This is a genomic window from Enterobacter cloacae complex sp. IR5401, from assembly GCF_049238425.1.
GTDB classification, from domain to species: domain Bacteria; phylum Pseudomonadota; class Gammaproteobacteria; order Enterobacterales; family Enterobacteriaceae; genus Enterobacter; species Enterobacter hormaechei_C.
The window spans coordinates 214456-238896 of the sequence record NZ_JBMKHN010000002.1; the positions used below are offsets into that span (position 1 = coordinate 214456).

The 24441-nt window shown below is 56.5% G+C and carries 18 protein-coding genes; 7 read left to right on the forward strand and 11 right to left on the reverse strand.

Going from position 1 to position 24441, the window contains the following annotated elements; all coding sequences use genetic code 11:
- Window positions 1-88 precede the first annotated feature (88 nt).
- The 5 genes from serS to lrp all read right to left on the reverse strand — a co-directional run bounded on the left by serS (window position 89) and on the right by lrp (window position 7874).
- Entirely contained in the window at window positions 89-1381 is a 1293-nt protein-coding gene (gene serS / locus ACOTX1_RS04045; RefSeq protein ID WP_112012303.1) for a serine--tRNA ligase, read from the reverse strand.
- Between the two features lie 92 nt (window positions 1382-1473).
- Window positions 1474-2817 (reverse strand): replication-associated recombination protein RarA, encoded by a 1344-nt coding sequence (gene rarA, locus ACOTX1_RS04050; RefSeq protein WP_023315747.1) that lies wholly within the window; start codon window positions 2815-2817, stop codon window positions 1474-1476.
- Between the two features lie 9 nt (window positions 2818-2826).
- Complete coding sequence (lolA, locus tag ACOTX1_RS04055; protein WP_003858270.1) at window positions 2827-3441, reverse strand: outer membrane lipoprotein chaperone LolA; 615 nt, start codon at window positions 3439-3441, stop codon at window positions 2827-2829.
- A 127-nt stretch (window positions 3442-3568) separates the two neighbouring features.
- A complete protein-coding gene (locus ACOTX1_RS04060; RefSeq protein ID WP_023315746.1) occupies window positions 3569-7243 on the reverse strand; it encodes a DNA translocase FtsK 4TM domain-containing protein in 3675 nt (1224 codons plus the stop codon).
- A 136-nt stretch (window positions 7244-7379) separates the two neighbouring features.
- Complete coding sequence (gene lrp, locus ACOTX1_RS04065) at window positions 7380-7874, reverse strand: leucine-responsive transcriptional regulator Lrp (protein ID WP_000228469.1); 495 nt, start codon at window positions 7872-7874, stop codon at window positions 7380-7382.
- A 543-nt stretch (window positions 7875-8417) separates the two neighbouring features.
- On the opposite strand from lrp, the gene trxB reads away from it, so the two are divergent.
- The 5 genes from trxB (at window position 8418) to infA (ending at window position 14241) form a co-directional block, all read left to right on the forward strand.
- On the forward strand, window positions 8418-9386 hold the full coding sequence (gene trxB, locus ACOTX1_RS04070) for a thioredoxin-disulfide reductase (protein WP_023315745.1): 969 nt from the start codon (window positions 8418-8420) through the stop codon (window positions 9384-9386).
- 114 nt (window positions 9387-9500) lie between these two features.
- A complete protein-coding gene (gene cydD / locus ACOTX1_RS04075; protein ID WP_023315744.1) occupies window positions 9501-11267 on the forward strand; it encodes a heme ABC transporter permease/ATP-binding protein CydD in 1767 nt (588 codons plus the stop codon).
- On the forward strand, window positions 11267-12988 hold the full coding sequence (gene cydC, locus ACOTX1_RS04080) for a heme ABC transporter ATP-binding protein/permease CydC (RefSeq protein ID WP_023315743.1): 1722 nt from the start codon (window positions 11267-11269) through the stop codon (window positions 12986-12988). Before cydD ends, cydC begins: the two co-directional genes overlap by 1 nt.
- A 45-nt stretch (window positions 12989-13033) precedes the next feature.
- Window positions 13034-13738 (forward strand): leucyl/phenylalanyl-tRNA--protein transferase, encoded by a 705-nt coding sequence (gene aat / locus ACOTX1_RS04085; RefSeq protein WP_023315742.1) that lies wholly within the window; start codon window positions 13034-13036, stop codon window positions 13736-13738.
- A 284-nt stretch (window positions 13739-14022) separates the two neighbouring features.
- Window positions 14023-14241 carry a translation initiation factor IF-1 gene (gene infA, locus ACOTX1_RS04090; RefSeq protein WP_002211347.1) on the forward strand — a complete coding sequence of 73 codons (219 nt, stop codon included), beginning with the start codon at window positions 14023-14025 and terminating at the stop codon, window positions 14239-14241.
- 71 nt (window positions 14242-14312) lie between these two features.
- On the opposite strand, the gene ACOTX1_RS04095 is transcribed toward infA, so the two are convergent.
- The 3 genes from ACOTX1_RS04095 to clpS all read right to left on the reverse strand — a co-directional run bounded on the left by ACOTX1_RS04095 (window position 14313) and on the right by clpS (window position 17809).
- A complete protein-coding gene (locus ACOTX1_RS04095; RefSeq protein ID WP_023315741.1) occupies window positions 14313-14762 on the reverse strand; it encodes a hypothetical protein in 450 nt (149 codons plus the stop codon).
- Window positions 14763-15181: 419 nt separating this feature from the next.
- The gene (gene clpA / locus ACOTX1_RS04100; RefSeq protein WP_023315740.1) at window positions 15182-17461 is read right to left on the reverse strand and encodes an ATP-dependent Clp protease ATP-binding subunit ClpA; all 2280 of its coding nucleotides are present in this window, start codon (window positions 17459-17461) and stop codon (window positions 15182-15184) included.
- A gap of 27 nt (window positions 17462-17488) precedes the next feature.
- Window positions 17489-17809, reverse strand: a complete 321-nt coding sequence (clpS, locus tag ACOTX1_RS04105; protein ID WP_006174393.1) for an ATP-dependent Clp protease adapter ClpS — start codon at window positions 17807-17809, stop codon at window positions 17489-17491.
- Between the two features lie 267 nt (window positions 17810-18076).
- Here clpS and cspD point away from each other — a divergent pair, with 267 nt between their 5' ends.
- Entirely contained in the window at window positions 18077-18298 is a 222-nt protein-coding gene (cspD, locus tag ACOTX1_RS04110; RefSeq protein ID WP_006809408.1) for a cold shock-like protein CspD, read from the forward strand.
- Between the two features lie 70 nt (window positions 18299-18368).
- Here cspD and macB read toward each other — a convergent pair whose 3' ends face one another.
- The gene (gene macB, locus ACOTX1_RS04115; RefSeq protein WP_023315739.1) at window positions 18369-20309 is read right to left on the reverse strand and encodes a macrolide ABC transporter ATP-binding protein/permease MacB; all 1941 of its coding nucleotides are present in this window, start codon (window positions 20307-20309) and stop codon (window positions 18369-18371) included.
- On the reverse strand, window positions 20306-21421 hold the full coding sequence (gene macA / locus ACOTX1_RS04120) for a macrolide transporter subunit MacA (RefSeq protein ID WP_263521495.1): 1116 nt from the start codon (window positions 21419-21421) through the stop codon (window positions 20306-20308). The genes macB and macA overlap by 4 nt, the downstream gene beginning before the upstream one ends.
- A gap of 159 nt (window positions 21422-21580) precedes the next feature.
- Here macA and ACOTX1_RS04125 point away from each other — a divergent pair, with 159 nt between their 5' ends.
- The gene (locus ACOTX1_RS04125; protein ID WP_023315738.1) at window positions 21581-22537 is read left to right on the forward strand and encodes a VirK/YbjX family protein; all 957 of its coding nucleotides are present in this window, start codon (window positions 21581-21583) and stop codon (window positions 22535-22537) included.
- Here the strand turns inward: ACOTX1_RS04125 and ACOTX1_RS04130 are convergent.
- Window positions 22534-24192 (reverse strand): ATP-dependent endonuclease, encoded by a 1659-nt coding sequence (locus tag ACOTX1_RS04130; protein WP_023315737.1) that lies wholly within the window; start codon window positions 24190-24192, stop codon window positions 22534-22536. The genes ACOTX1_RS04125 and ACOTX1_RS04130 overlap by 4 nt on opposite strands.
- Between the last annotated feature and the right edge of the window lie 249 nt (window positions 24193-24441).

Consider the following 24441-nt stretch of genomic DNA (forward strand, 5'->3'; position numbering starts at 1 on the left):
TACTTTAGAGGGAGGGGTTATTGCTTCGTATCAAATCAGAGGCATAAAAAAAGCGCCCTGAGGCGCTTTTTTGTCTTAGAGCAAATAATTATCCGATGAACTGCTGGCCTTTCATGTAAGGGCGCAGCACTTCAGGGATCTCAATGCGCCCGTCAGCCTGCTGGTAGTTTTCCATCACAGCAACCAGCGTACGGCCTACTGCCAGACCAGAACCGTTCAGGGTATGAACCAGACGGGTTTTCTTGTCAGATTTGCTGCGGCAACGCGCCTGCATACGACGCGCCTGGAAATCCCAGACGTTGGAGCAGGAGGAGATTTCACGGTAGGTGTTCTGCGCAGGCACCCAGACTTCAAGGTCGAAGGTTTTGCAGGCACCGAAGCCCATGTCGCCGGTGCACAGCGCCATACGACGGTATGGTAGACCCAGCAGCTCCAGCACTTTTTCCGCGTGGCCGGTCATCTCTTCCAGCGCGTCCATAGACTCTTCCGGACGAACGATCTGCACCATCTCAACTTTATCGAACTGGTGCATACGGATCAGACCGCGCGTATCGCGACCGTAAGAACCGGCTTCAGAACGGAAACATGGAGAGTGCGCAGTCAGTTTGATTGGCAGATCGTCTTCGTCGATGATCTCATCACGCACGAGGTTGGTCAGCGGCACTTCCGCAGTTGGGATCAGCGCGTAGTTGCTGCTGTCAGCTTCCTCGTCCAGCGGACGGGTATGGAACAGATCGCCGGCAAATTTCGGCAGCTGGCCTGTACCGTACAGCGTATCGTGGTTAACCAGATACGGAACGTAGGTTTCGCTGTAGCCGTGCTGCTCGGTGTGCAGATCCAGCATGAACTGCGCCAGCGCGCGGTGCAGGTGAGCAATTTGCCCTTTCATTACCACGAAGCGAGAACCGGTCAGCTTAACCGCTGCCGCAAAGTCCAGGCCCGCGTGCATTTCGCCCAGCGTCACGTGATCGCGCACTTCGAAGTCAAACTCGCGAGGCGTACCCCAGCGTTTCACTTCAACGTTGTCGTTTTCGTCTTTGCCGACAGGCACGCTGTCGTCAGGAATGTTCGGGATCGCCAGAGCAATATCGCGAATTTCAGCCTGAAGAACGTCCAGTTCAGCTTTCGCCTGATCCAGCTCTTCACCCAGTTTGTTCACTTCCAGGCGTAATGGCTCAATATCTTCCCCGCGCGCTTTCGCCTGGCCAATGGATTTCGATCGAGAATTACGCTCTGCTTGCAGATTTTCAGTTTGTACCTGCAAAACTTTACGACGCTCTTCAAGAGCGCGCAGCTTATCTACATCCAGCTTAAAGCCCCGGCGTGCCAGTTTTTCAGCGACTGCGTCTGGCTCATTACGCAGCAGATTGGGATCGAGCATGCTTATCCTGTGCTTATCGAATTAAAAAAGGAAAAAGTGACCACAGCCTGCGGCCACAGAGATATATTGCCAACATTACCGCAACGATTGAACTAACGGTAGCGTTTTATAGGGCTATTTTGATCCTGTCCGGCAAGCCAGGCGAGCTTTTCGCCAATCTTACCCTCAAGACCTCTGTTTGTAGGGTGATAATAGCGGGTTTGTGCCATCTCCTGCGGGAAATACTCCTCCCCGGCGGCGTAGGCATTGGGTTCATCATGGGCGTAGCGATACTCCTGCCCGTAACCCATTTCTTTCATCAGCTTTGTAGGGGCATTGCGAAGGTGTACCGGAACGTCGTAATCCGGACGTTCACGTGCATCCGACATCGCCGCTTTAAAGGCGGTATACACTGCATTGCTTTTCGGCGCGCAGGCCAGATAGACAATTGCCTGCGCAATGGCACGCTCACCTTCCGCGGGTCCGACGCGGGTAAAGCAGTCCCAGGCGGAAATAGCGACCTGCATGGCGCGTGGATCGGCATTACCGACATCTTCTGACGCAATGGCCAGGCAGCGACGCGCGACATATAACGGATCGCCACCGGCGGTAATGATACGCGCATACCAGTAGAGTGCCGCATCCGGCGCGCTGCCGCGCACGGATTTATGTAACGCAGAGATAAGGTCGTAGAAACGGTCGCCTTTATTATCGAAGCGCGCACTGCGTTCACCGGCAATTTCGGTGAGCAGTTCAGACTTCAATACGCGCTTGCCCGCATCGTCCACTTCGGCCATATCGGCCATCATTTCCAGCGTATTCAGTGCCCGACGCGCATCGCCGTTGACCAGTTCAGCGATCGCACGACGCGTCTCGTCCGGCAGAACGATATCCTGTCCGCCGTAACCCCGCGCTTTGTCCTCCATCGCCTGGGTCAGAACCTTTTCGATATCCTCTGTGGTCAGGGATTTAAGCAGGTAAACGCGGGCGCGGGAAAGCAGCGCGGAGTTGAGTTCAAACGACGGGTTTTCCGTGGTTGCGCCGATGAAGAAAATCGTGCCGTCTTCAATGTGCGGCAGAAACGCATCCTGCTGGCTCTTGTTGAAACGGTGGACTTCATCAACAAACAGAATGGTGCGGCGCCCGGCATTACGGTTTTGCCGTGCGCGCTCGATCGCCTCGCGGATCTCCTTCACGCCGGAGGTAACCGCCGAGATGCGCTCAACGTCCGCGTTAGCATAGCGGGCGATCACTTCAGCGAGGGTGGTTTTGCCGGTGCCGGGTGGCCCCCAGAGGATCATGGAGTGCAGATGCCCCGCCTCAATAGCGCGCGGCAAGGGTTTCCCCGCAGCCAGCAGGTGTTGCTGGCCGATGTACTGCGCTAAATTTTCTGGCCGCATACGGGCGGCCAGAGGTTGAAACGCATTATCTGAAAAATCGAGCGACAGGTTGCTCACTCATGCCTCTTACTTATTACGTTGGTCGTCCACCGTTACGCCCTGCGGCGGGGTAAAGGTGAATTTCGAAGCATCTACAGCGCCGTTTTGCTGAGACTTAAGCTGATAGCTACTGCGCTGATCGTCCTGCTCAACCGCGCCGAACTGATTGATGGTACCGTTGCTGCTCACGTTAATCGTGAACTGCTTCAGATTACCGTTGCTGCCTTTTGGCGTCAGGACGAACTCATCACCGTTTTGTTTGATGTTGTACTGCTGCCAGTCGCTGGACTGGTTACGGGCAATGAGCATAAACGGCGTATTGCTGGTCGCGTCTTTCAGCCAGGTGGCGGTTGCCTGCTCAACAAACGGGTTGTAGAACCACAAGGTTTTCCCATCGGACACCAGCACGCTTTCATCAGGCTGGGTCATGTGCCAGTTAAAGAGATTCGGGCGTTTCACCCACAAATCCCCCTGACCTTCCTGCACCGCGTTGCCGCTGCCGTCAGTCACTTTTTGCGTGAAGCTGGCGTGGAAGCTGCTCACTTTATCCAGTCGGCTTTTAAGGTCGCTGGCTGCATCAGCCCAGACGCTGCTGGCAACAAAACTGGAGAGTAATGCACAGGCGATGGCGATTTTTTTCATTGTTATTCCTTAAAATACGTCTTCCCGATATGGGGGTTCCGCTTCTATTCTGGACCTGCCCGAAGGCAGGCGACAGAAGAATATGCTTAATTTTTGCTGATTTACCCTTCTTTGCAATCGCTGAAGGTTAATCAAAAGGCGGTGGTGCCAGCACCTCTCGGTTACCGTTATGCCCCTGTTCGCTCACAATACCCTGGGCTTCCATCTGCTCGATAATACGCGCCGCGCGGTTGTAGCCGATACGGAACTGGCGCTGGACGCCGGAGATGGACGCCTTACGTTTTTCGGTGACGAAATTAACCGCCTGGTCAAATAACGGATCCAGTTCTTCGCCGCCGTCAAAACCACCGCCGCCACCTTCGCTTTCACTGTCGGAGGTGATGCCGTCAACGTATTGCGGCCGCCCGCGCGCTTTCCAGTCCTGTACCACCGCATGCACTTCCTGGTCGCGAACAAACGCACCGTGGACACGCACCGGCGAGGTGGAGTTCGGGCCGGAATAGAGCATATCACCCATTCCCAGCAGCGACTCTGCACCGCCCTGGTCAAGGATAGTACGCGAGTCAATTTTACTCGACACGGTAAATGCGATACGGGTCGGGATGTTTGCCTTAATAAGACCGGTGATAACGTCTACGGACGGACGCTGCGTTGCCAGTACCAGGTGGATGCCCGCCGCACGCGCTTTCTGTGCCAGACGCGCAATCAGCTCTTCCACTTTCTTACCAACGGTCATCATCAGGTCGGCAAATTCATCCACCAGCACCACGATGTAAGGCAGTTTTTCCAGCACCGGATGCTGGGCATCCATGCTGTCACCCGGCTTCCAGTATGGGTCCGGAATCGGACGGCCCATACGCGCCGCCTCGGCGATTTTCTCGTTATAACCGGCCAGGTTACGCACGCCCAGCGCCGACATCAGCTTGTAGCGACGCTCCATTTCATTGACGCTCCAGCGCAATGCGTTGGCGGCGTCCTTCATGTCGGTCACCACTTCCGTTAACAAGTGCGGAATGCCTTCGTAGACGGACAGTTCAAGCATTTTCGGGTCGATCATGATGAAACGCACATCTTCAGGCTGCGCTTTGTAGAGCATACTGAGGATCATGGCGTTCACCCCGACTGATTTACCGGAGCCGGTGGTACCCGCAACCAGCAGATGCGGCATCTTCGCGAGATCGGCAACCACCGGATCGCCGGCGATATCTTTACCCAGCACCACGGTCAGCGGGGACGGGTTGTCGCGGAATTTGGTGTTATCCAGAACTTCACGCAGATAAACGGTCTGGCGTTTCTTGTTTGGCAGCTCAAGGCCAACGTAAGGCTTACCTGGGATCACCTCCACCACGCGTACCGCCACGGTCGACAGAGAACGCGCCAGGTCACGGGACAGGTTAGAAATACGTGCCGCTTTTACGCCTGGCGCCAGATTCAGTTCGAAACGGGTGATCACCGGGCCAGGTGAGTAGTTCACCACGTCCGCTTTAATACGGAAGTCAGCCAGACGCGCTTCCACCAGACGGGCCATCTGTTCAAGGGCAAAGGTATCCACCGGCTCGACTTCCGCTGGCGGCGGCGTTAACAGATCCAGCGACGGCAGCGGCGTACTTGGTCGTTGCAGCGGACGGCTGTCTCCGTTACGCATCAGCAGCGGGTGAATCAGGCTTTCCTGCGGCTGTGGTGCTGGCTGCTGGAACTGCGGCTGCGGATGCGGCGGTTGGGCCGGCGGTGTATGCGGCTGCGCATAAGCCTGCGGCGCTGGCTGTGGTGGCTGCGTATTAACCTGCGGCGCTGGCGCCTGACGCACCGGTTCCGCTTCCGGCATCACGCTCGGCGTGAACAGCGGTTCGCTCGGACCGTCATCCACCAGATCTTTCATCGGTGAAAATTCAAAATCCGAGAGCGAGAACGGGTTTGCCCCCGAAGGCTGCTCACCGGAATAACGTTGCTGCTGCGTGGCGGCAAACTGACGCGCTAATTCCGCTTCGGCAGCATCATCTTCATCCTGCTGAGAATGAACATCGTGTTGGTACTCATTCCCGTAGCGTTGAGTCTGTTGGGCAGCAAACTGACGCGCCAGCTCATCCTGATGCAGTTCGTCGGCATCATCTTCGTAGTCAGAACCACGCGCTTTCTCTTCCGCCATACGCTGAGAAGGCAGTTTAATGCCATAAGAGGCCAGCTCCCGGCGCGTAGGTACGCGCACGCGATTAGGGCGCGGCAATTGTGGACCAATGCCCTCTTTCACCTGAGGACGCGGCGCACCGTCGGTTGCCGGGCTGAATAGCGGAGCGGACGCGGCAGCGGCTGCCGTTGCCTGCTTCACGGTTTCTGCTCCTGACGCAACGGCTGGCGCTGGGTCTACAGGTGCAACGCTCGCAGAAGGCGCTTTTACAACAGGCTCCTGCACCGGCTCAGGCACGGGCTGATACCAGGCGGCAAGCTGCTCGCGCTCACGGGCACGGCGCTCTTCCACTTCTTCAAAATAGTACAATGGCGGACGGGATGGCTTCGCTTCCTCCACCACTTCGGGTTCAGACACCGGCGCAACATATGGCTGTTCAGGCACAGCGGGTTCGGGCGTATAAGCCTGATACGGCTGTTGCGGCTCGCTGGCAGGCTCAGAGGGATGATACGATTGCTGACACTGTTCCTGCTGCACAGGAATATAGCTTTCAGGCTCCGGCGCAATGGTCGGTTCAGGCGTATGGACGCCTGGCGCAGTCTGCCAGTCCACCTGCGGTTGCTGGATCGCGGACTCCGGTGCCGGAACAGGCGAGGACGGCATCACGGCTTCAACAGGCGCAACATGGGCCTGCGCAGCCGTCGTTGCGGCAGCAGCAGCGGCTACCGGTTCAGTCACGGAATGACCATGCAACAGCGGATCGTATTCGTCATACTCACCCGGCGTAGCTCGATGACCAGAGAACAACACATCATCAGGATCGACGGCCGCACCGCGATACTCAATCTGCTCGTCTTCATCCATACGTTTGCCGGAGAAAAGCGCGGCATCCGTTTTACGGCCTAACGGGTTAGCGAATTTTTCAGCAACGCGCTGGCGGCGTGCCAGAGCACCGCGCAGAATACGGGCACGGCGGGATTCACGGCGCTGTACAGGTGCCTCGTCTTCCTCTTCGTATTCATCTTCATATTCGTCTTCATCGACCCACGTATCATCACGACGGGTACGATTGCTGGCAAACGTCAGCAGAGTCAGAATAAAGCTGCCGATTTTTTCGGCAATGCTCACCCAGGACCAGCCGGTAAACAGCGTCAGGCCCGCCGCCCAGATGCAGAGCAGCGCCAGCGTGCCGCCGCTGCTGTGAAGCATCGGTTGCAGCGCGGAGCTCAACAGGCTGCCAATCACACCGCCGGAGGCGAAATACCAGATGTCATCGGCATTGATCGCCGCCAGTCCGCAGGAGGTGAGGATCAGCGCCAGGGCGCCAATCAGGCGCAGCGAAACGGCAAAATAATCGATGTAGTCGTCGTTCTGTCGATGACGCCAGGCAAACCAGCATCCGCCAATAATGATGACAGGAAGGGTATAGGCCATCACACCGAAAATGAAGAAGAGCGTGTCCGCAAGCCAGGCGCCGGGAACGCCACCCAAATTATGGATAGGCTCATGCCATGCGGTTTGCGACCAGCTGGGATCTGAGGGGTTGAAACTGAGTAAGGCAGCCATCAGCCAGACGGCAAAAAGGGCAATAACAATCAGTAACGCCTCAAGGAGACGACGTCCGCTGCTTAGCTTAGATAATGTGACTTCTTTGTCTTCAGTGTATTCCTGGCTCAAGAAAGGCTCTCCAGGTATCAGGCATGTCCTGCCTGTGTGCTAAAACGGACAACAGCGCCGGGACTCCCCCGGCACTGTTGCTGTATGGATTAACAGGAGTGTAATCAAACTACACTGATTTTGCACCTGTTCCGTGTTAGCGCGTCTTAATAACCAGACGATTGCTCTGTTTGACCTCTTCCATCACCACATAAGTACGGGTGTCGTTCACGCCTGGCAGACGCAGCAGGGTTTCCCCCAGCAGCTTACGGTAGGCGGACATATCAGGCACACGGGTTTTTAACAGGTAGTCAAAATCACCGGAAACCAGATGACACTCTTGAATTTCTTCAAGTTTTTGTACAGCGGCGTTAAATTGCTCAAACACATCTGGTGCACCACGATTCAGAGTAATCTCAACAAATACCAGAAGTGAGGCATCCAGATAATGCGGGTTCAGCAGAGCCGTATAGCCCTGAATAAAACCCTGTCTTTCCAGTCGACGCACACGCTCAAGGCACGGCGTCGGGGAAAGTCCCACACGTTTTGAAAGCTCGACGTTGGAAATACGCCCATCCTTTTGCAATTCATTAAGAATGTTACGATCGATACGGTCGAGATCTTTGCCAGGGCGCTTCTTGCTATCTACCATTATTATTGTCTCTCTGTATTCCTTCCCTACTCCTGCCTGGACCCTATGCACATCACTGTTCAGAGCCTGTACCCGTTATTCATCACATCGCCTGGTTATGTATTAGACGCGATGTGGATTCGGGTTCTGCGGTAAGAAGACCGTTGCCCGAAAGCAGTCACAGACATCACGTATGGCGTCTGTCCACACCATGCGTAGATTTCACTGACCCGGTAAAAATGGCATTTCCGTGCATGTCTATGCGGCATGCAGTTCGTGCGTCTTTTTTTCTTCCTTGAATGTTTTCGCAAAAGCGCAGGGGATTGTCAAAGCAAAACATCGATTTTTAGTACAAGATGCCGGATATTCATTACGGAGGGGTATTAATCCTCATTTTATTGCCTTATAAACGCGCTGTTTTCAGTAGCAGACGTGATGTGACCGCCTCTGACCCATAGGGCGCGTCTATTGCATATATCGGAAGCAAAACTGCCGTGCTCTTTTTTTACGGCAACAAATTCCCTACAATCCAGCCCATTGCCTGCCAACAACAATGGGGATCTCATGGGCACGACCAAACACAGTAAGCTGCTAATCCTTGGATCTGGACCTGCGGGTTATACCGCAGCGGTCTATGCTGCACGCGCTAACCTGCAACCGGTACTGATCACCGGGATGGAAAAAGGCGGTCAGTTGACCACCACCACGGAAGTGGAAAACTGGCCGGGCGACCCGAACGACCTGACCGGGCCGCTGCTGATGGAGCGCATGCACGAGCATGCCGCCAAATTCGAAACCGAAATCCTGTTCGACCACATCAATAAAGTGGATTTGCAGAACCGTCCGTTCCGCCTGACGGGTGACAGCGGCGAATACACCTGCGATGCGCTGATCATCGCCACCGGCGCCTCTGCCCGCTATCTCGGTCTGCCGTCTGAAGAAGCGTTCAAAGGCCGCGGCGTGTCAGCCTGCGCGACCTGCGACGGTTTCTTCTATCGCAACCAGAAAGTTGCGGTGATCGGCGGCGGCAACACCGCTGTGGAAGAAGCGCTGTATCTGGCAAATATTGCCTCAGAAGTACACCTGATCCACCGTCGCGACACCTTCCGCGCGGAGAAGATCCTGATCAAACGCCTGATGGACAAAGTGGCGAGAGGTAACATTGTGCTGCATACCAACCGTACGCTGGAAGAAGTAACTGGCGATCAGATGGGCGTCGCGGGGCTGCGTATCCGTGATACCCAGAACACCGATAACGTCGAAACGCTGGAAGTGGCAGGCCTGTTTGTGGCAATCGGTCACAGCCCGAACACGGCTATCTTTGAAGGTCAGCTGGAGCTGGAGAACGGCTACATTAAAGTGCAGTCTGGCATTCACGGCAACGCCACCCAGACCAGCGTTCCGGGTGTCTTCGCAGCTGGTGACGTGATGGACCATATTTATCGTCAGGCGATCACCTCTGCGGGCACCGGTTGTATGGCCGCGCTGGACGCAGAACGCTACCTGGACGGGCTGGCTGAACAAGGTAAATAATCTTTACAAGTCAGTAACAAACGTAAATAAAGGCGGCCACTGGTCGCCTTTATTTTTGCTCACGTGTAACATGCAGATGTCTAATTTCTTATAACGTCACCTGCAAAGTACGCAATGGAAAAAACCCGTCAACAAGAGTTAACCCGCTGGCTGAAACAGCAAAGCGTTCTGTCCCGCCGCTGGCTTATGATTTCCCGCGTTCTGGGATTTATCAGCGGTCTGTTGATTGTTGCCCAGGCATGGCTGCTGGCCCGCATTCTCAACCATATGATCATGGAGAACATCCCGCGCGAAGCGCTGCTGTTGCCGTTTATCGTTCTGGTGCTGGTTTTCGTTCTGCGTGCGTGGGTGGTCTGGCTGCGCGAGCGGGTTGGGTTCCATGCCGGGCAGCACATCCGCTATGAGATCCGCCGCAAGGTGCTCGATCGGCTTTCAGAAGCCGGGCCTGCGTGGATCCAGGGCAAGCCGGCCGGTAGCTGGGCGACGCTGATCCTTGAGCAAATCGACGATATGCACGATTACTACGCGCGTTATCTTCCGCAGATGGCGCTGGCGGTGTTTGTGCCTCTGATGATTGTTATCGCCATCTTCCCTGTTAACTGGGTGGCGGCGTTGATCCTGCTGGGCACCGCCCCGCTCATCCCGCTGTTTATGGCGATGGTCGGCATGGGCGCGGCTGATGCTAACCGCCGCAACTTCCTGGCGCTGGGTCGGTTGAGCGGTCATTTCCTGGACCGTCTGCGCGGTATGGAAACCCTGCGGATCTTTGGTCGTGGTGAAGCGGAAACCGAAAACATTCGCCTGGCGTCGCAGGATTTTCGTCAGCGCACCATGGAAGTGTTGCGCATGGCCTTTCTCTCTTCTGGCGTACTTGAATTTTTCACCTCCCTGTCGATTGCGCTGGTGGCGGTTTACTTTGGTTTCTCCTACCTCGGCGCGCTGGACTTTGGTCACTACGGTACGGCGGTTACGCTTTCCGCCGGGTTCCTGGCGCTGATCCTGGCCCCGGAATTTTTCCAGCCGCTTCGCGATCTCGGCACCTTTTACCATGCCAAAGCGCAGGCGGTGGGTGCTGCCGACAGCCTGAAAACCTTCATGGAAACGCCGCTGGCGCATCCGGAGCGTGGTGAGGTAACGCTGAATACGAACGATCCGGTGACCATTGAAGCACAGGATTTTTCTGTTCTGTCGCCTGAAGGCAAAGTACTGGCCGGTCCGCTGAACTTTACCCTGTCTGCCGGGCAACGTGTGGTGCTGGTGGGTACCAGCGGCTCAGGTAAAAGCTCATTGTTGAATGCGCTTTCAGGTTTTATGGCGTACACCGGATCGCTGCGTATCAACAAAACGGAGCTGCGCGAGCTCGATCCTGATGCCTGGCGTAAACAGCTAAGCTGGGTGGGGCAAAACCCGCAGCTGCCAGCTCCGACGCTTCGCGAGAATGTGCTGCTGGCACGCCCGGATGCGCGTGACGATGAGCTGCAATCGGTCCTCGACCGCGCCTGGGTCAGCGAGTTTCTGCCGCTGCTTGCGCAGGGTATCGATACCGTCATTGGCGATCAATCTGCCGGGCTGTCAGTAGGCCAGGCACAGCGCGTCGCGGTTGCCCGTGCGCTGCTGAACCCCTCTTCGCTAATGCTGCTGGACGAACCCGCCGCCAGCCTGGACGCTCACAGCGAGCAGCGCGTGATGGATGCGCTTAACGCAGCCTCACGCCAGCAAACCACCCTGATGGTGACTCACCAGCTGGAAGGTATTGCCGACTGGGATCAGATCTGGGTGATGGAAAACGGACACATTGTTGAGCAAGGCGACTACGCCGCGCTTGTTGCCGCGCAGGGGCCGTTTGCGACCCTGCTGGCGAACCGTCAGGAGGATATCTGATGCGCGCCCTGCTTCCGTATCTTGCACTGTATAAACGCCACAAATGGATGCTGACGCTCGGGATCGTGCTGGCGATCGTCACGCTGCTCGCCAGCATCGGTCTGCTTACGCTTTCCGGCTGGTTCCTCTCCGCGTCTGCGGCCGCAGGCTTTGCCGGGCTATACAGCTTTAACTACATGCTGCCTGCCGCCGGGGTGCGCGGTACGGCGATTACGCGAACTGCCGGGCGCTACTTCGAGCGTCTGGTCAGCCACGACGCGACCTTCCGCGTGCTGCAACACCTGCGTATTTATACGTTCAGCAAACTGCTGCCCCTCTCCCCTGCCGGGCTGGCACGTTTTCGACAGGGCGAATTACTCAACCGCGTGGTCGCGGATGTGGATACGCTGGATCACCTCTATTTGCGCGTCATTTCACCCATGGTGGGCGCGTTTGTGGTGATTGTCGTGGTCACGCTGGGGTTGAGTTTCCTGGATGTTCCCATCGCACTGACGCTCGGCGGCATCATGCTGATGACGCTGATTATTCTGCCACCCCTGTTTTATCGTGCAGGTAAAACCACCGGGGAAAACCTGACGCGCCTGCGCGGGGAATACCGCCAGCAGCTCACCGCCTGGTTGCAGGGACAGGCCGAGCTCACCCTTTTTGGCGCCAGCAAGCGCTACCGCGCCCGCATGGAAAATACGGAGCTGAACTGGCATGAAGCCCAGCGTCGCCAGTCTGAACTGACCGCTTTCTCCCAGGCGCTGATGATGTTAATTGGTGGGATTGCCGTAATCGCCATGCTCTGGATGGCCTCCGGTGGCGTGGGCGATAACGCGCAGCCTGGCCCGCTAATTGCGCTGTTTGTTTTCTGTGCCCTGGCAGCCTTTGAAGCCTTAGCCCCGGTTACGGGCGCCTTTCAGCATCTCGGCCAGGTGATTGCCTCTGCGCTGCGCATTACGGATATTGCCGAGCAGGAGCCGGAAGTGAAGTTCAGCGCGGGTCAAACCGCTGTGCCGGAGCAGGTCGCGCTGACGCTCAGCAATGTCACTTTCGCCTACGACAAGCCGGCGCAAAACGCGCTGGAAGACATCACCCTTTCTGTTGATGCCGGGCAGCGCATTGCGATCCTTGGCCGTACGGGATGTGGAAAATCGACACTTCTGCAACTTCTCACGCGCGCGTGGGACCCACAGCAGGGCGAGATTCGGTTTAACGACGTTCCGCTGTCTGGTTTTAGCGAAGCGGCCTTGCGTAAAACGGTCAGCGTCGTGCCCCAGCGGGTGCATCTGTTCAGCGCTACGCTGCGCGATAATCTTCTTCTGGCGGCACCAGACGCCTCCGACGATACGCTGCGGGCAATGCTGGAGCAGGTTGGGCTGCACAAGCTGCTTGAGGACGACGGGTTAAACAGCTGGCTGGGTGAAGGGGGTCGACAGCTTTCCGGCGGCGAACTGCGTCGTCTGGCCATTGCGCGTGCGCTGCTGCACGATGCGCCGCTGATGTTGCTGGATGAACCGACAGAAGGACTGGATGCCACGACTGAGAGTCAAATCCTTGATTTACTGGCGAATGTGATGAAAGGTAAAACCGTACTGATGGTCACGCACCGTCTGCGCGGGCTGGTGAATTTCGATCAGATAATTGTGATGGACAACGGACACATAATTGAGCAAGGTAGTCACGCAGAGCTGCTGGCAAAACAGGGTCGCTACTACCAGTTTAAACAGCGCCTGTAGACTATATTTGTAGCGTCCTCTCTCGCGTACTGGAGTTCTGTTGTCATGCGCCTGGTGCAGCTTTCTCGCCATAATATTGCGTTCCCTTCACCGGAGGGGGCGCTGCGTGAACCTAACGGCTTGCTGGCTCTGGGCGGCGATCTCAGCCCGGCACGGCTCTTAATGGCTTACCAGCGCGGCATCTTCCCGTGGTTTTCGCCTGGCGACCCGATCTTATGGTGGTCTCCCGATCCGCGAGCCGTGCTGTGGCCTGGGCAGTTTCACCTGAGCCGCAGCATGAAGCGGTTTCATGCAAAATCACCCTTTCGCGTCACGCTCAATCACGCCTTCGGCCAGGTTATCGAAGGCTGCGCTGAAGATCGTCATGAAGGCACCTGGATAACCCGCGATATCATTATCGCCTACCACCAGCTTCATGAGCTGGGCTACGCGCACTCTATTGAAGTATGGAAAGAGGATAACCTCATCGGCGGAATGTACGGCGTGGCGCAGGGCACGCTGTTCTGCGGTGAGTCGATGTTCTCCCGTGCCACGAATGCGTCAAAAACCGCGCTGCTGGTGTTTAGCGAGGAATTTGCCCGACGTGGCGGACGGCTGATGGATTGTCAGGTGCTGAATGAGCACACCGCCTCGCTCGGCGCCGTTGAAATCTCCCGCCGACACTATATCGAACACCTTCAACAATGCCGAAAAGAGACCCTTCCACGCGATTTTTGGGTTCCCAGAGCGCTCTTTATGCCCAATGCCTAAATGTTTTCCGCATATTTTTTATGAGGGTGTTATAATTATGCCGCAGAGTAGCTTCTGCCTGTTGCCCCGCCGCCGTTTGGGACCCTCGCTTCAGATAACGTCCTGACGTTTATCCTGTCGTCTCCCCTTTACGAATGCGCTTTCCGTTCGGTTGTACCGTGACGCTTGGGCAATACGCTGAGACTGTTTTGCTGCGTTTTAAACGCGCAATTCTTTACTTAATTGAGGAATTTCGGCATTATCTTGCCGGTTCAAAACTTGGTAGTGATACCCCAGAGGATTAGATGGCCAAAGAAGACAATATTGAAATGCAGGGTACCGTACTTGATACGTTGCCTAATACCATGTTTCGCGTAGAACTGGAAAACGGTCACGTGGTAACTGCGCACATCTCCGGTAAAATGCGCAAAAACTATATCCGCATTTTGACGGGCGACAAAGTGACTGTTGAACTGACCCCGTACGACCTGAGCAAAGGCCGCATTGTCTTCCGTAGTCGCTAATTGTTTTCGCCTGTAATGGCTGATGAATATTTAAAAGGTCGGGATATTCCCGGCCTTTTTTATTTATGGTCTTAGTGTGGCTGTGTCAGCAGATGTATAGTCATGCACGGGTTCATAGGTACGATTAAATCTTCAGCTATCGCGTGGGTAATGTCATGCAGCAGTCCCGTCAGGTGCGGCAGCATATCGCGGTCAAAATGCGACACCAGCAGCACATGATTCAACGCCCGGCAGTAATCACACTTTGTTTCTGTATCTTCCAGCAGCCACTCCTTTTGTCGCGGTTGTTCCGCTTCTTCCTCAAATTCCACCACCTGAAAATCACGCATTGACTCTGTGAGGCCGGATTTCACCTCTTCCAGGTAGGCTCCGAGGCAACGGCAAACGGGCTGCGTTTGCGGAAGTGATTTGCAGTCGAGGAGGATTTCGGTGAGCAGTTTGCAGCGCTCGGCAAGGGTTGGGAGATCGGGGTTGAGTGAGAGTTCAGTGTAGAAATGGGCGAAATTGTTTTCTGTATTCATTGGGTAATTCCTTCACACACTTTGAATTTACCACCGCAGGAAACGCCAATTTGCTGGCGGCGGACGAAAAGGAATTGGCGTACCAGTGTGTGTGCTACTGGCGCTTCAAAAGAAGCTTCCGATTCGCCCGCCAGATGCAGAATTATACCCCTTTCCTTAGGGCGAACGAAGCCTGCAGCATACTGCTGCTCACACACTTTCAGGACGCCAATCCCGGCACCTGATTTTGCAGGTGCGCCGCCATTTTATTACTGTGGATTTATCCAGCAACCAACGTAGTACGAAACTGGAAAGCGCTTCGCAAAATTCCTCTGCGGTCTGTTGCCCTCACCCCAACCCTCTCCCACAGGGAGAGGGGGAAAAGCAGGCATAAAAAAACCGGGCATTCGCCCGGTTTTTAACATTAACGTTCAATTCACTCAGTGAGCCGCTTCCGGCTTGTGCTTCGCCGCACTCTGGAAATTGTATGTCAGTTCGTTCTTCGCCTGATCCAGCCCTACCGTTACCTGGCCGCCGTCCACCAGCGAGCCAAACAGCAGCTCGTTCGCCAGCGGTTTTTTCAGGTTGTCCTGAATCACGCGCGCCATCGGACGGGCACCCATCGCACGGTCGTAGCCTTTCTCAGCCAGCCAGTTGCGGGCCTCCTGGCTCACTTCCAGCGACACGCCTTTCTGATCCAGCTGAACCTGCAACTCGACGATGAACTTGTCCACCACCTGATGGATCACCTCGGTAGACAGGTGATCGAACCAGATAATGTTGTCCAGACGGTTACGGAACTCCGGCGTGAAGATCTTCTTGATCTCTTCCATCGCATCGGTGCTGTTATCCTGGTGGATCAGGCCGATGGATTTACGCTCGGTTTCCCGCACGCCCGCGTTGGTGGTCATCACCAACACCACGTTGCGGAAATCGGCCTTGCGCCCGTTGTTATCGGTCAGCGTCCCGTTGTCCATCACCTGCAACAGGATGTTGAACACGTCCGGGTGCGCTTTCTCGATTTCATCGAGCAGCAGGACCGCGTGCGGATGCTTGATCACCGCGTCAGTGAGCAGGCCGCCCTGGTCAAAGCCCACGTATCCCGGAGGCGCACCAATCAAACGGCTGACGGTATGACGCTCCATATACTCGGACATATCAAAGCGCAGCAGCTCAATGCCCAGCGCTTTGGAGAGCTGAACCGTTACCTCGGTTTTACCCACACCGGTCGGACCGGCGAACAGGAAGGAACCAACCGGCTTGTGGTCATGCCCCAGGCCAGCACGGGCCATCTTGATCGCTTCGGTTAAGGCCTCAATAGCTTTATCCTGACCAAAGACCAGCATTTTCAGGCGATTGCCGAGGGTGCGCAGCGTATCACGGTCGCTCTGAGAAACGCTCTTCTCAGGAATACGCGCGATGCGGGCCACCACGGACTCGATATCCGCCACGTTCACGGTTTTCTTACGCTTGCTGGCTGGCATCAGGCGCGCACGCGCACCCGCCTCATCAATCACGTCAATCGCCTTATCTGGCAGATGACGGTCGTTAATGTATTTCACCGCCAGCTCCACCGCCGCACGGACCGCTTTCGCGGTGTAACGCACGTCGTGGTGCGCTTCATACTTGGTTTTCAGGCCGTTGATGATCTGCACCGTTTCGTCAACCGACGGCTCGGTAACGTCGATTTTCTGGAAACGACGCGCCAGCGCACGATCCTTCTCAAAGATGTTGCTGAACTCCTGGTATGTCGTGGAGCCCATCACGCGGATCTTGCCGCTGGAGAGCAGCGGTTTAATCAGGTTAGCCGCATCCACCTGGCCACCGGAGGCCGCACCTGCGCCGATAATGGTGTGGATCTCATCGATAAACAGGATGCTGTTGGTATCCTGCTCCAGCTGTTTTAACAGCGCTTTGAAGCGTTTTTCAAAATCACCGCGGTATTTAGTGCCCGCCAGCAGCGAGCCGATGTCCAGCGAGTAGATGGTGCAGTCAGCGATCACTTCCGGCACGTCGCCCTGCACGATGCGCCAGGCAAGCCCTTCGGCAATCGCGGTTTTACCCACGCCAGATTCCCCCACCAGCAGCGGGTTGTTCTTACGGCGACGGCACAGCACCTGGATGGCACGCTCCAGCTCTTTGTCGCGGCCAATCAGCGGGTCGATACCGCCAACGCGAGCAAGCTGGTTAAGGTTGGTGGTGAAGTTTTCCATACGATCCTCCCCGCCTGCTTGCTCTTCATTGCTGTTGATCTGTCCGCTGGGATCCGATGCCTGGTTAGGCTCGTCTTTTCGCGTTCCGTGAGAGATGAAGTTGACCACGTCGAGCCGGCTGACTTCGTGTTTGCGCAGCAGGTAGGCCGCCTGGGACTCCTGCTCGCTGAAGATGGCGACCAGGACATTGGCGCCAGTCACTTCGCTACGCCCGGAAGACTGGACGTGGAAAACCGCGCGCTGCAACACGCGCTGGAAGCTGAGCGTCGGCTGCGTGTCGCGCTCTTCTTCACTGGCTGGCAGCACCGGTGTGGTTTGTTCGATGAAGGCTTCGAGTTCCTGACGTAGCGCCACCAGATCCACGGAGCAGGCTTCCAGCGCTTCGCGGGCAGATGGGTTGCTAAGCAGTGCGAGCAGCAGGTGCTCGACGGTCATAAACTCATGTCGGTGCTCACGCGCTCTGGCGAAAGCCATGTTTAAACTGAGTTCCAGTTCTTGATTGAGCATAGGCACCTCCCCCAATTTTATGCCTTATCAGGCCTTTTCCAGCGTACACAGCAACGGATGCTCATTCTCCCTTGCATAGTCGTTCACCATCGCTACTTTGGTTTCCGCAACTTCGGCAGTAAAGATGCCGCAGATCGCTTTGCCACGATAATGAACGGTAAGCATCAGTTGCGTTGCACGTTCAACATCATAAGAAAAGAACTTTTGTAGCACGTCAATAACAAATTCCATCGGCGTGTAATCATCGTTCATTAACATAACTTTATACATAGATGGCGGTTTTAGCGCGTCGCGCACTTTATCTTCCGCCAGCTGGTCGAAATCCAGCCAATCGTTGGTCTTACCCATGATGCATAACCACTTTGAATCTACCTCAGATGTTAGATAACAATCATCTATTACTGTCATCCGCGATGTCTGTCACAAACTGTTGCAATAGCGTTAACTGCCTCAAATTTTGGTTGATTATTGTCCCAACTCCAGCGCCAAACGCTTGACGGCTTCTTCCGTTTCTCTAAATTGTACAAGCGTGAGTTGGCGAGGTTTTGAACAGCCCCCACTCCACCACCGGTTCATTCCATCTTAATTTATAAGATTTACGAAGGATGTCGAAGCATGGAAATGGGTACTGTTAAGTGGTTCAACAACGCCAAGGGGTTTGGCTTCATTTGCCCCGAAGGCGGCGGCGAGGATATCTTCGCTCACTATTCCACCATTCAGATGGATGGTTACAGGACGCTCAAAGCCGGGCAGTCCGTCCGGTTCGATGTACACCAGGGGCCAAAAGGCAATCACGCCAGTCTTATCGTGCCCGTTGAAGCAGAAACGGTTGCATAGCTCTCTGATTCATTGTGTACACCCCGCAGGCAAAATGCCAGCCCGATCGGCTGGCATTTTTATTTTCGGGCTATTCCCGCGCCAGCGCATCTACCGGATCGAGCCGCGCCGCGTTTCTCGCCGGCAGCCAGCCGAAAAGAATACCGGTGAAGGTGGAACATAAAAACGCCGTCAGGATCGCCATCGGCGAGAAGCCAATTTCCCAGCCCGGTAAGAAGAGCTGGAGCGCGAAGGCGATCATCATCGAAAGCGCAATCCCCATCGCGCCTCCCACCAGACACACCAGCACCGCTTCAATCAAAAACTGCTGGAGCACGTCGCTGGCCCTGGCCCCGACCGCCATGCGGATGCCAATCTCCCGGGTGCGTTCAGTTACCGACACCAGCATGATATTCATCACCCCGATACCGCCAACGACCAGCGAGATCACCGCGACCAGCGTCAGGAACAGCTGAAGAGTACGTGTGGTCTTTTCCGCCGTTTTCAAGAGGCCGTCCATATTCCAGGTGAAGAAATCCTTCTTCCCGTGGCGCAACGTTAACAGCCGTTCCAGCTGCTGTTCCGCCAGCGCACTGTCATAGCCCTCCTTCACGCGCACGGTGATGGAGTTAAGCCACGACTGGCCCATAATCCGCCCGGAGATGGTGGTATACGGCAGCCAGACGCGCAGGATCTTGCTGCTGCCGAACATCGACTGCTTCTCTTCCGCCACGCCAATGACCGTGGCAGGCATGTTGCCGACGAGGATCACTTCGCCCACCACGTTCGCTTTGTTGGGGAAGAGTTGCCTGCGCGAGTTGGCGTCCAGCACCACCACCTGCGCCCTCCCCGCCAGCTGCTCGGCGTTGAAGGTGGCGCCTTCGCTGAAGGTCATGCCGTAGACGTTGAAGTAGTCGCCGCTCACGCCGTTGGCGCTGGCCGCCACGTCGATGTTGCCGTAGCGCAGACGCAGGTTTTGCGAGACCGCAGGCGTGGCGGAGTTCACCCACGGCTGCTTCTGAATCGCCGCCAGATCGTCATACTTGAGCGCCTGCTGATACTGCGGCTCGTCGTCGCCGAAGTCTTTGCCGGGATAAACGTCAATGGTGTTGGTCCCGATGGCGCGGATATCCGCCAGCACCAGTTGCTTGGCCGCGTCGCCCACCACCACAATCGACACCACCGAGGCAATACCGATAATGATGCCGAGCATGGTCAGCAGGGTGCGCATTTTGTTGGCCGCCATCGCCAGCCAGGCCATGGTCAGCGCTTCACGAAAGCCGCTGGAGAACTGCGCCCAGCCGGTCGACGCAGGCAGTGCTTCCTTCGGTGCCGCCGCGCGGGACTCACGCGGCGGCGGGTTGCTCACCAGCTCGCCGTCGTGGATCTCTATAATCCGTTCGGCCTGCGCCGCTACCTGCGGATCGTGGGTAACGATAATCACCGTGTGGCCCTGATCGCGCAGCTGGTGCAGGATCGCCATCACCTCTTCACCGGAATGGCTGTCGAGCGCACCGGTTGGCTCATCGGCGAGGATCACCTGTCCGCCGTTCATCAGCGCGCGGGCAATACTCACGCGCTGCTGCTGACCGCCGGAAAGCTGCGAAGGCTGATAATCAACACGCTCCGCCAGCCCAAGACGCGTTAACAGCGCCTTCGCGCGTTCAAGGCGTTTTTTGCGCTCGACGCCCGCATACACCGCCGGCACTTCCACATTCTGCGCCGCGCTCAGGTGTGAAAGCAGATGGTAACGCTGAAAGATAAAGCCAAAATGCTCGCGACGCAGCTTCGCCAGCGCGTCGCCGTCCAGGGTGGAAACATCCGTCCCGGCCACGCGATAGGTGCCGCTGGTGGGCTTATCCAGACAGCCAAGAATGTTCATCAGCGTTGATTTACCCGAGCCCGACGCCCCGACAATCGCCACCATTTCACCGGCTTCAACGCGCAGGGAGATGCCCTTCAGCACCTCCACCGGCCCGTCGCCGGACGGATAGCTGCGACGAATGTCATTCAGCTCAAGCAGCGCCGTCATTGCGCGGCTCCGGGCAGGGTTTCGCTGGTGACCACTTCCTCACCCTCTTCCAGCCCTTTTACCACCACCACGTCGGTGTCGTTACGCGCGCCAATCACTACTTCCCGCTCGCGGGTTTCGCCGTTGCGCAGCACTTTCACCTTGTAGCGATTGTCCCCGGCGGATTCGCCCAGCGCGGAGAGCGGAACCGTCAGCACGTTTTTCACGCCGGTCAGCTGGATATGCACCTGGGCGGTCATGTCCAGACGCAGCACGCCCTGCGGGTTTGGCACCTCGAAACGCGCGTAGTAGAAGATGGCGTCGTTGACCTTTTCCGGCGTCGGCAGGATATCTTTCAGCACGCCCTCATAGCGGGTTTGTGGATCGCCCAGCACCGTAAACCAGGCTTTCTGCCCCGGCTTAAGGTGAATGACGTCCGCTTCGGATACCTGGGCTTTCACCAGCATGGTGCTCATATCCGCCAGGGTCAGGATGTTTGGCGCCTGCTGCGCGGCGATGACCGTCTGGCCTTGCAGGGTGGTTATCTGCGTCACTTCCCCGGCCATTGTCGCAACGATTTGCGTGTAATCGAGGTTGGTTTTCGCCGTATCCAGCGAGGCCTGATTCCGTTTGATTTGCGCATCGATGGTGCCAATCTGCGCCTGCTTCACCGCCAGCTCCGTGGCGGCGGTGTCCAGATCCTGTTTCGAGATAGCCTGCGTTTTCGCCAGCGCCTGCTGGCGCGTCAGGGTGACCTGAGCGAGATTACGCTCCGCCTGAGCCTGCGCGCGCTGCGCGCGCAGCTCCATCAGCGTCGCTTCCACTTCGCGGATCTGGTTTTGCGCCTGCTCAGGATCGATCACGCCCAGCAGCTGGCCTTTTTTAACCTTATCGCCAATCTCAACTGACAGGGTTTTAAGCTGACCGCTGACCTGCGCGCCCACGTCAACCTTACGCAGGGCATCCAGTTTCCCCGTCGCCAGCACGTTTTGTTGCAGCTCGCCCGGACGAACAATCAGCGTTTGATACTGTGGTACCGGCGCGTTCAGTACCTTCCATAACCAGAATCCGCCCGCTAACACCACTACCGCCAGCAGCAGAAACAGCTTTCTGCGTTTTCCCTTCAGGTTCATAAATATTCCAAATAGTTGTTCTGGCTATCATCACCGTTGATTTTATCTAAACCACTCCTCAACGAAACCCCCGATCCCCGTAATCGTCGGGAATTGTTTACCCGATGTTGATAAAGCGCCTGCTGAAATAGCGATATTCCACCAGAAGCAGGATCTAACATGTCTTCCATCGTCGATACACCTTATTCAACGCTGCCCCAGCCTAAATCGGGCTGGCAACTGTTTAAAAGCCTGACATCGGGTTCCCTCACGCCGGGGCTGGCGTGGCAAAATCCGGCCTATCGACGTAAGTTTATGTTGCGCTCGCTGGCAACGCCGTTCACCACTGCGCGCCTGCTCGGAAACCTTGCAAAACAGCCCCGTCTGATGCAGATCCTGCGCGTGCAGCCCGGCCTGCCGTGCCGCCTGCACCGGCCGTGGCTGACCGTAAATATGGGTCGTCAGAATACGCTGGACGCATTGAACGATCACTATCAGATGATGAGCCGCCATCTTCCGGCGTCGCTGCTCAACGGCTACCTCTCCAGCCAGGGCATCACGCTGGTGACGTTAACGGGCAAAGAGGAACAGCAGTTTAGCGTTCGCCTGAGCGCGGATGCGTTTCTGGACAAAGAAGGGGAAGCGACCCTCACTTTTTGCGACCACCAGAACACGGTGCTGGCCGAGCTGACCTTTACGCTGTGCAAATACCAGGGCAAGACAACGCTCTTCATCGGCGGAATGCAGGGGGCGAAAGCGCATGTCCCGCACGAGCACATTCAGCTGGCGACCAAAGCCTGTCACGGACTGTTCCCAAAACGTCTGCTGGTTGAAGCGGTCATGACGCTGGCAGGCGCCTTCCCGGTCGAGCAGATCCTCGCGGTGAGTAACGCCACCCACATCTACCGCAGCTGGCGCTATCGCAAGAAAAAAGAGGGAAAATTGCTGGCTGACTATGACAGCTTCTGGCGCTCCCTTGGCGGACAGCAGCAGGATAACGGCAACTTTGCCCTGCCACTGACCATGCCACGCAAACCGATGGAAGAGATTGCGAGTAAAAAACGGTCCGAATACCGCCGCCGCTATACCCTGCTTGATAGCCTGATCCAACAGGTTTCGCAGGCGGCTGCCCGCTAATCGGCCCTCCCGCGAGCCAGCCAGAGGACGCGGGAGAACATTTTACGCAGCAGCGTGGGCACCGACTCCACGCCTCGCCTGCCCGCTTCCGTCGCGACTTCAATGGCCAAATCCGGTTTTGACGACCGATGGATAGCTTTGGCAATCACCCGACGCATGTTCATGGGTACATCCACCGGGATCATCGCCACGCGGTGAAAGACGTCGTCAAATCCCTGACGGTACATAAAGTGCTCCATGTCCATCGCAGGCAGCGCGGTCAGATGTTCCCGCTCCTCTTCACGATCGTTATTGAGCAGGCTGCGCACGGTCGCCGCAAATTTTTTACCCGCCTCATCGCCATCCACCAGCACGTGCCACTCTATCCCCATCCGGCGCGCAAATTTGATCAGCGGTTTTAAGCCAGACTGAGCAAATTCGATCACTTTGATCCCTTCGGCATCAAAGTGGTGCCCGCACTGGCGAGCCAGCTCGTTTATCACCCAGGTTTCCGTTTCCCCTTCCACCAGCAACCAGCAGCGAGCAAACAGGGAAGAGGCACGGTTAAAACGGATATGAAACGCAATCCGTCGGCCATCTTCGGCATTTAACCCGCCGGGCCCGAGCCGGTAGGCGGTGACCCGCGACGATTCACGCACCAGGCGGCAGACATACTCTACCGGCGTCAGAGAGAGCAGCTCTCCGGAATTCGTGGTGGTGACTCGCTGCAACGGCAGCAGATTAAGAAGATGCCACGCCACGGAAAGCATAATCGGGTGGAGCCGCGTTTCCGGATCTTCCACCAGCAGCAGCGGGCGCGCGTCCCGATCCAGGCGCACCGTCCCTTTCGCCTGTAAAAGCGTGGAGAATAAACCCAGCAGGATCACCCGATGCGTACGCCCGCCGGGGCGGTCGATCATGCGGTTGATAATATCGAGATAGCGCCAGCTTCGTTGTTCATCGTGCGAGCGGCGACGCATCAGACGGTGGCGCGCCTGCCCCGTTCCCTGCTCGGAGAAGTAGTGCTCCAGCAGTTGTACCATGGCAGACAGTCCCTGACGGATCTGGCCGTCGGTGAGGTTCTGCGGCCGTGAGACCAGTTCACGGGCGAGGAAATCCAGTTCGCGGGCGGTTACTTCCACCTCGGGCATATTCGGCACGGTGCCGTTACGGATCCGCCGCATAAAACGCGCGTCGCGTAAGCGCAATACGGGGGAGAGGCGGATAAGATGTCGGGCAAGCTCGTCAATATTATCGAGCGGGATCGGATTCCCCTTCTCATCAAGAAATTCACGCAGGGTTAATACCCCGTCGTTTTGCGCCATTTCGCCCTCAAGGCGATAGAAAATACGCTGGAACCCATCTTCACAGGGAACCCAGCAGGCCGACATAGGGCGAAAACGACGCACGCGATGGCGGCCGGGCTCGGATTCGCGGAAGGTCAGAATGATATGCAGGTGTTTCTCGCGCCCGTTGACATCCCCCGGCGGAAACCAGAAGTCATCATGAACGAAGTGGTACAAGTTCTCTTCGGGCGAAAGCAGCAGCGTCAGGGCATCCAGCAGGCTGGATTTACCCCAGGCGTTTTCGCCTATCAGGACGTTGTTCTGTTCCAGTTGCAGCGACAGGCGGTTAATCCCGCGAAACCCGACAATCTCCACACGTTCGAGTAGCATACATCCCCCGCAATTCGGCCACTTTTTCCTTCAAGTTATCAGCAGTATAGCGGCAGGCTGTGGGTCACGACAGCAGAATATACGCCCCCTTAATTATTGGGCTATGCTCTAATTACCTCCGTTCTGAACAAGGATTGACATCACATTGCCTTAAATCAAATTTAGTGAATTTATTTGAGTGGCGAAGGGATGTTGATGGTTTCAAAATACTGGCTCTTTGAGTCGTCATCCCTTTATGGCGATATAACC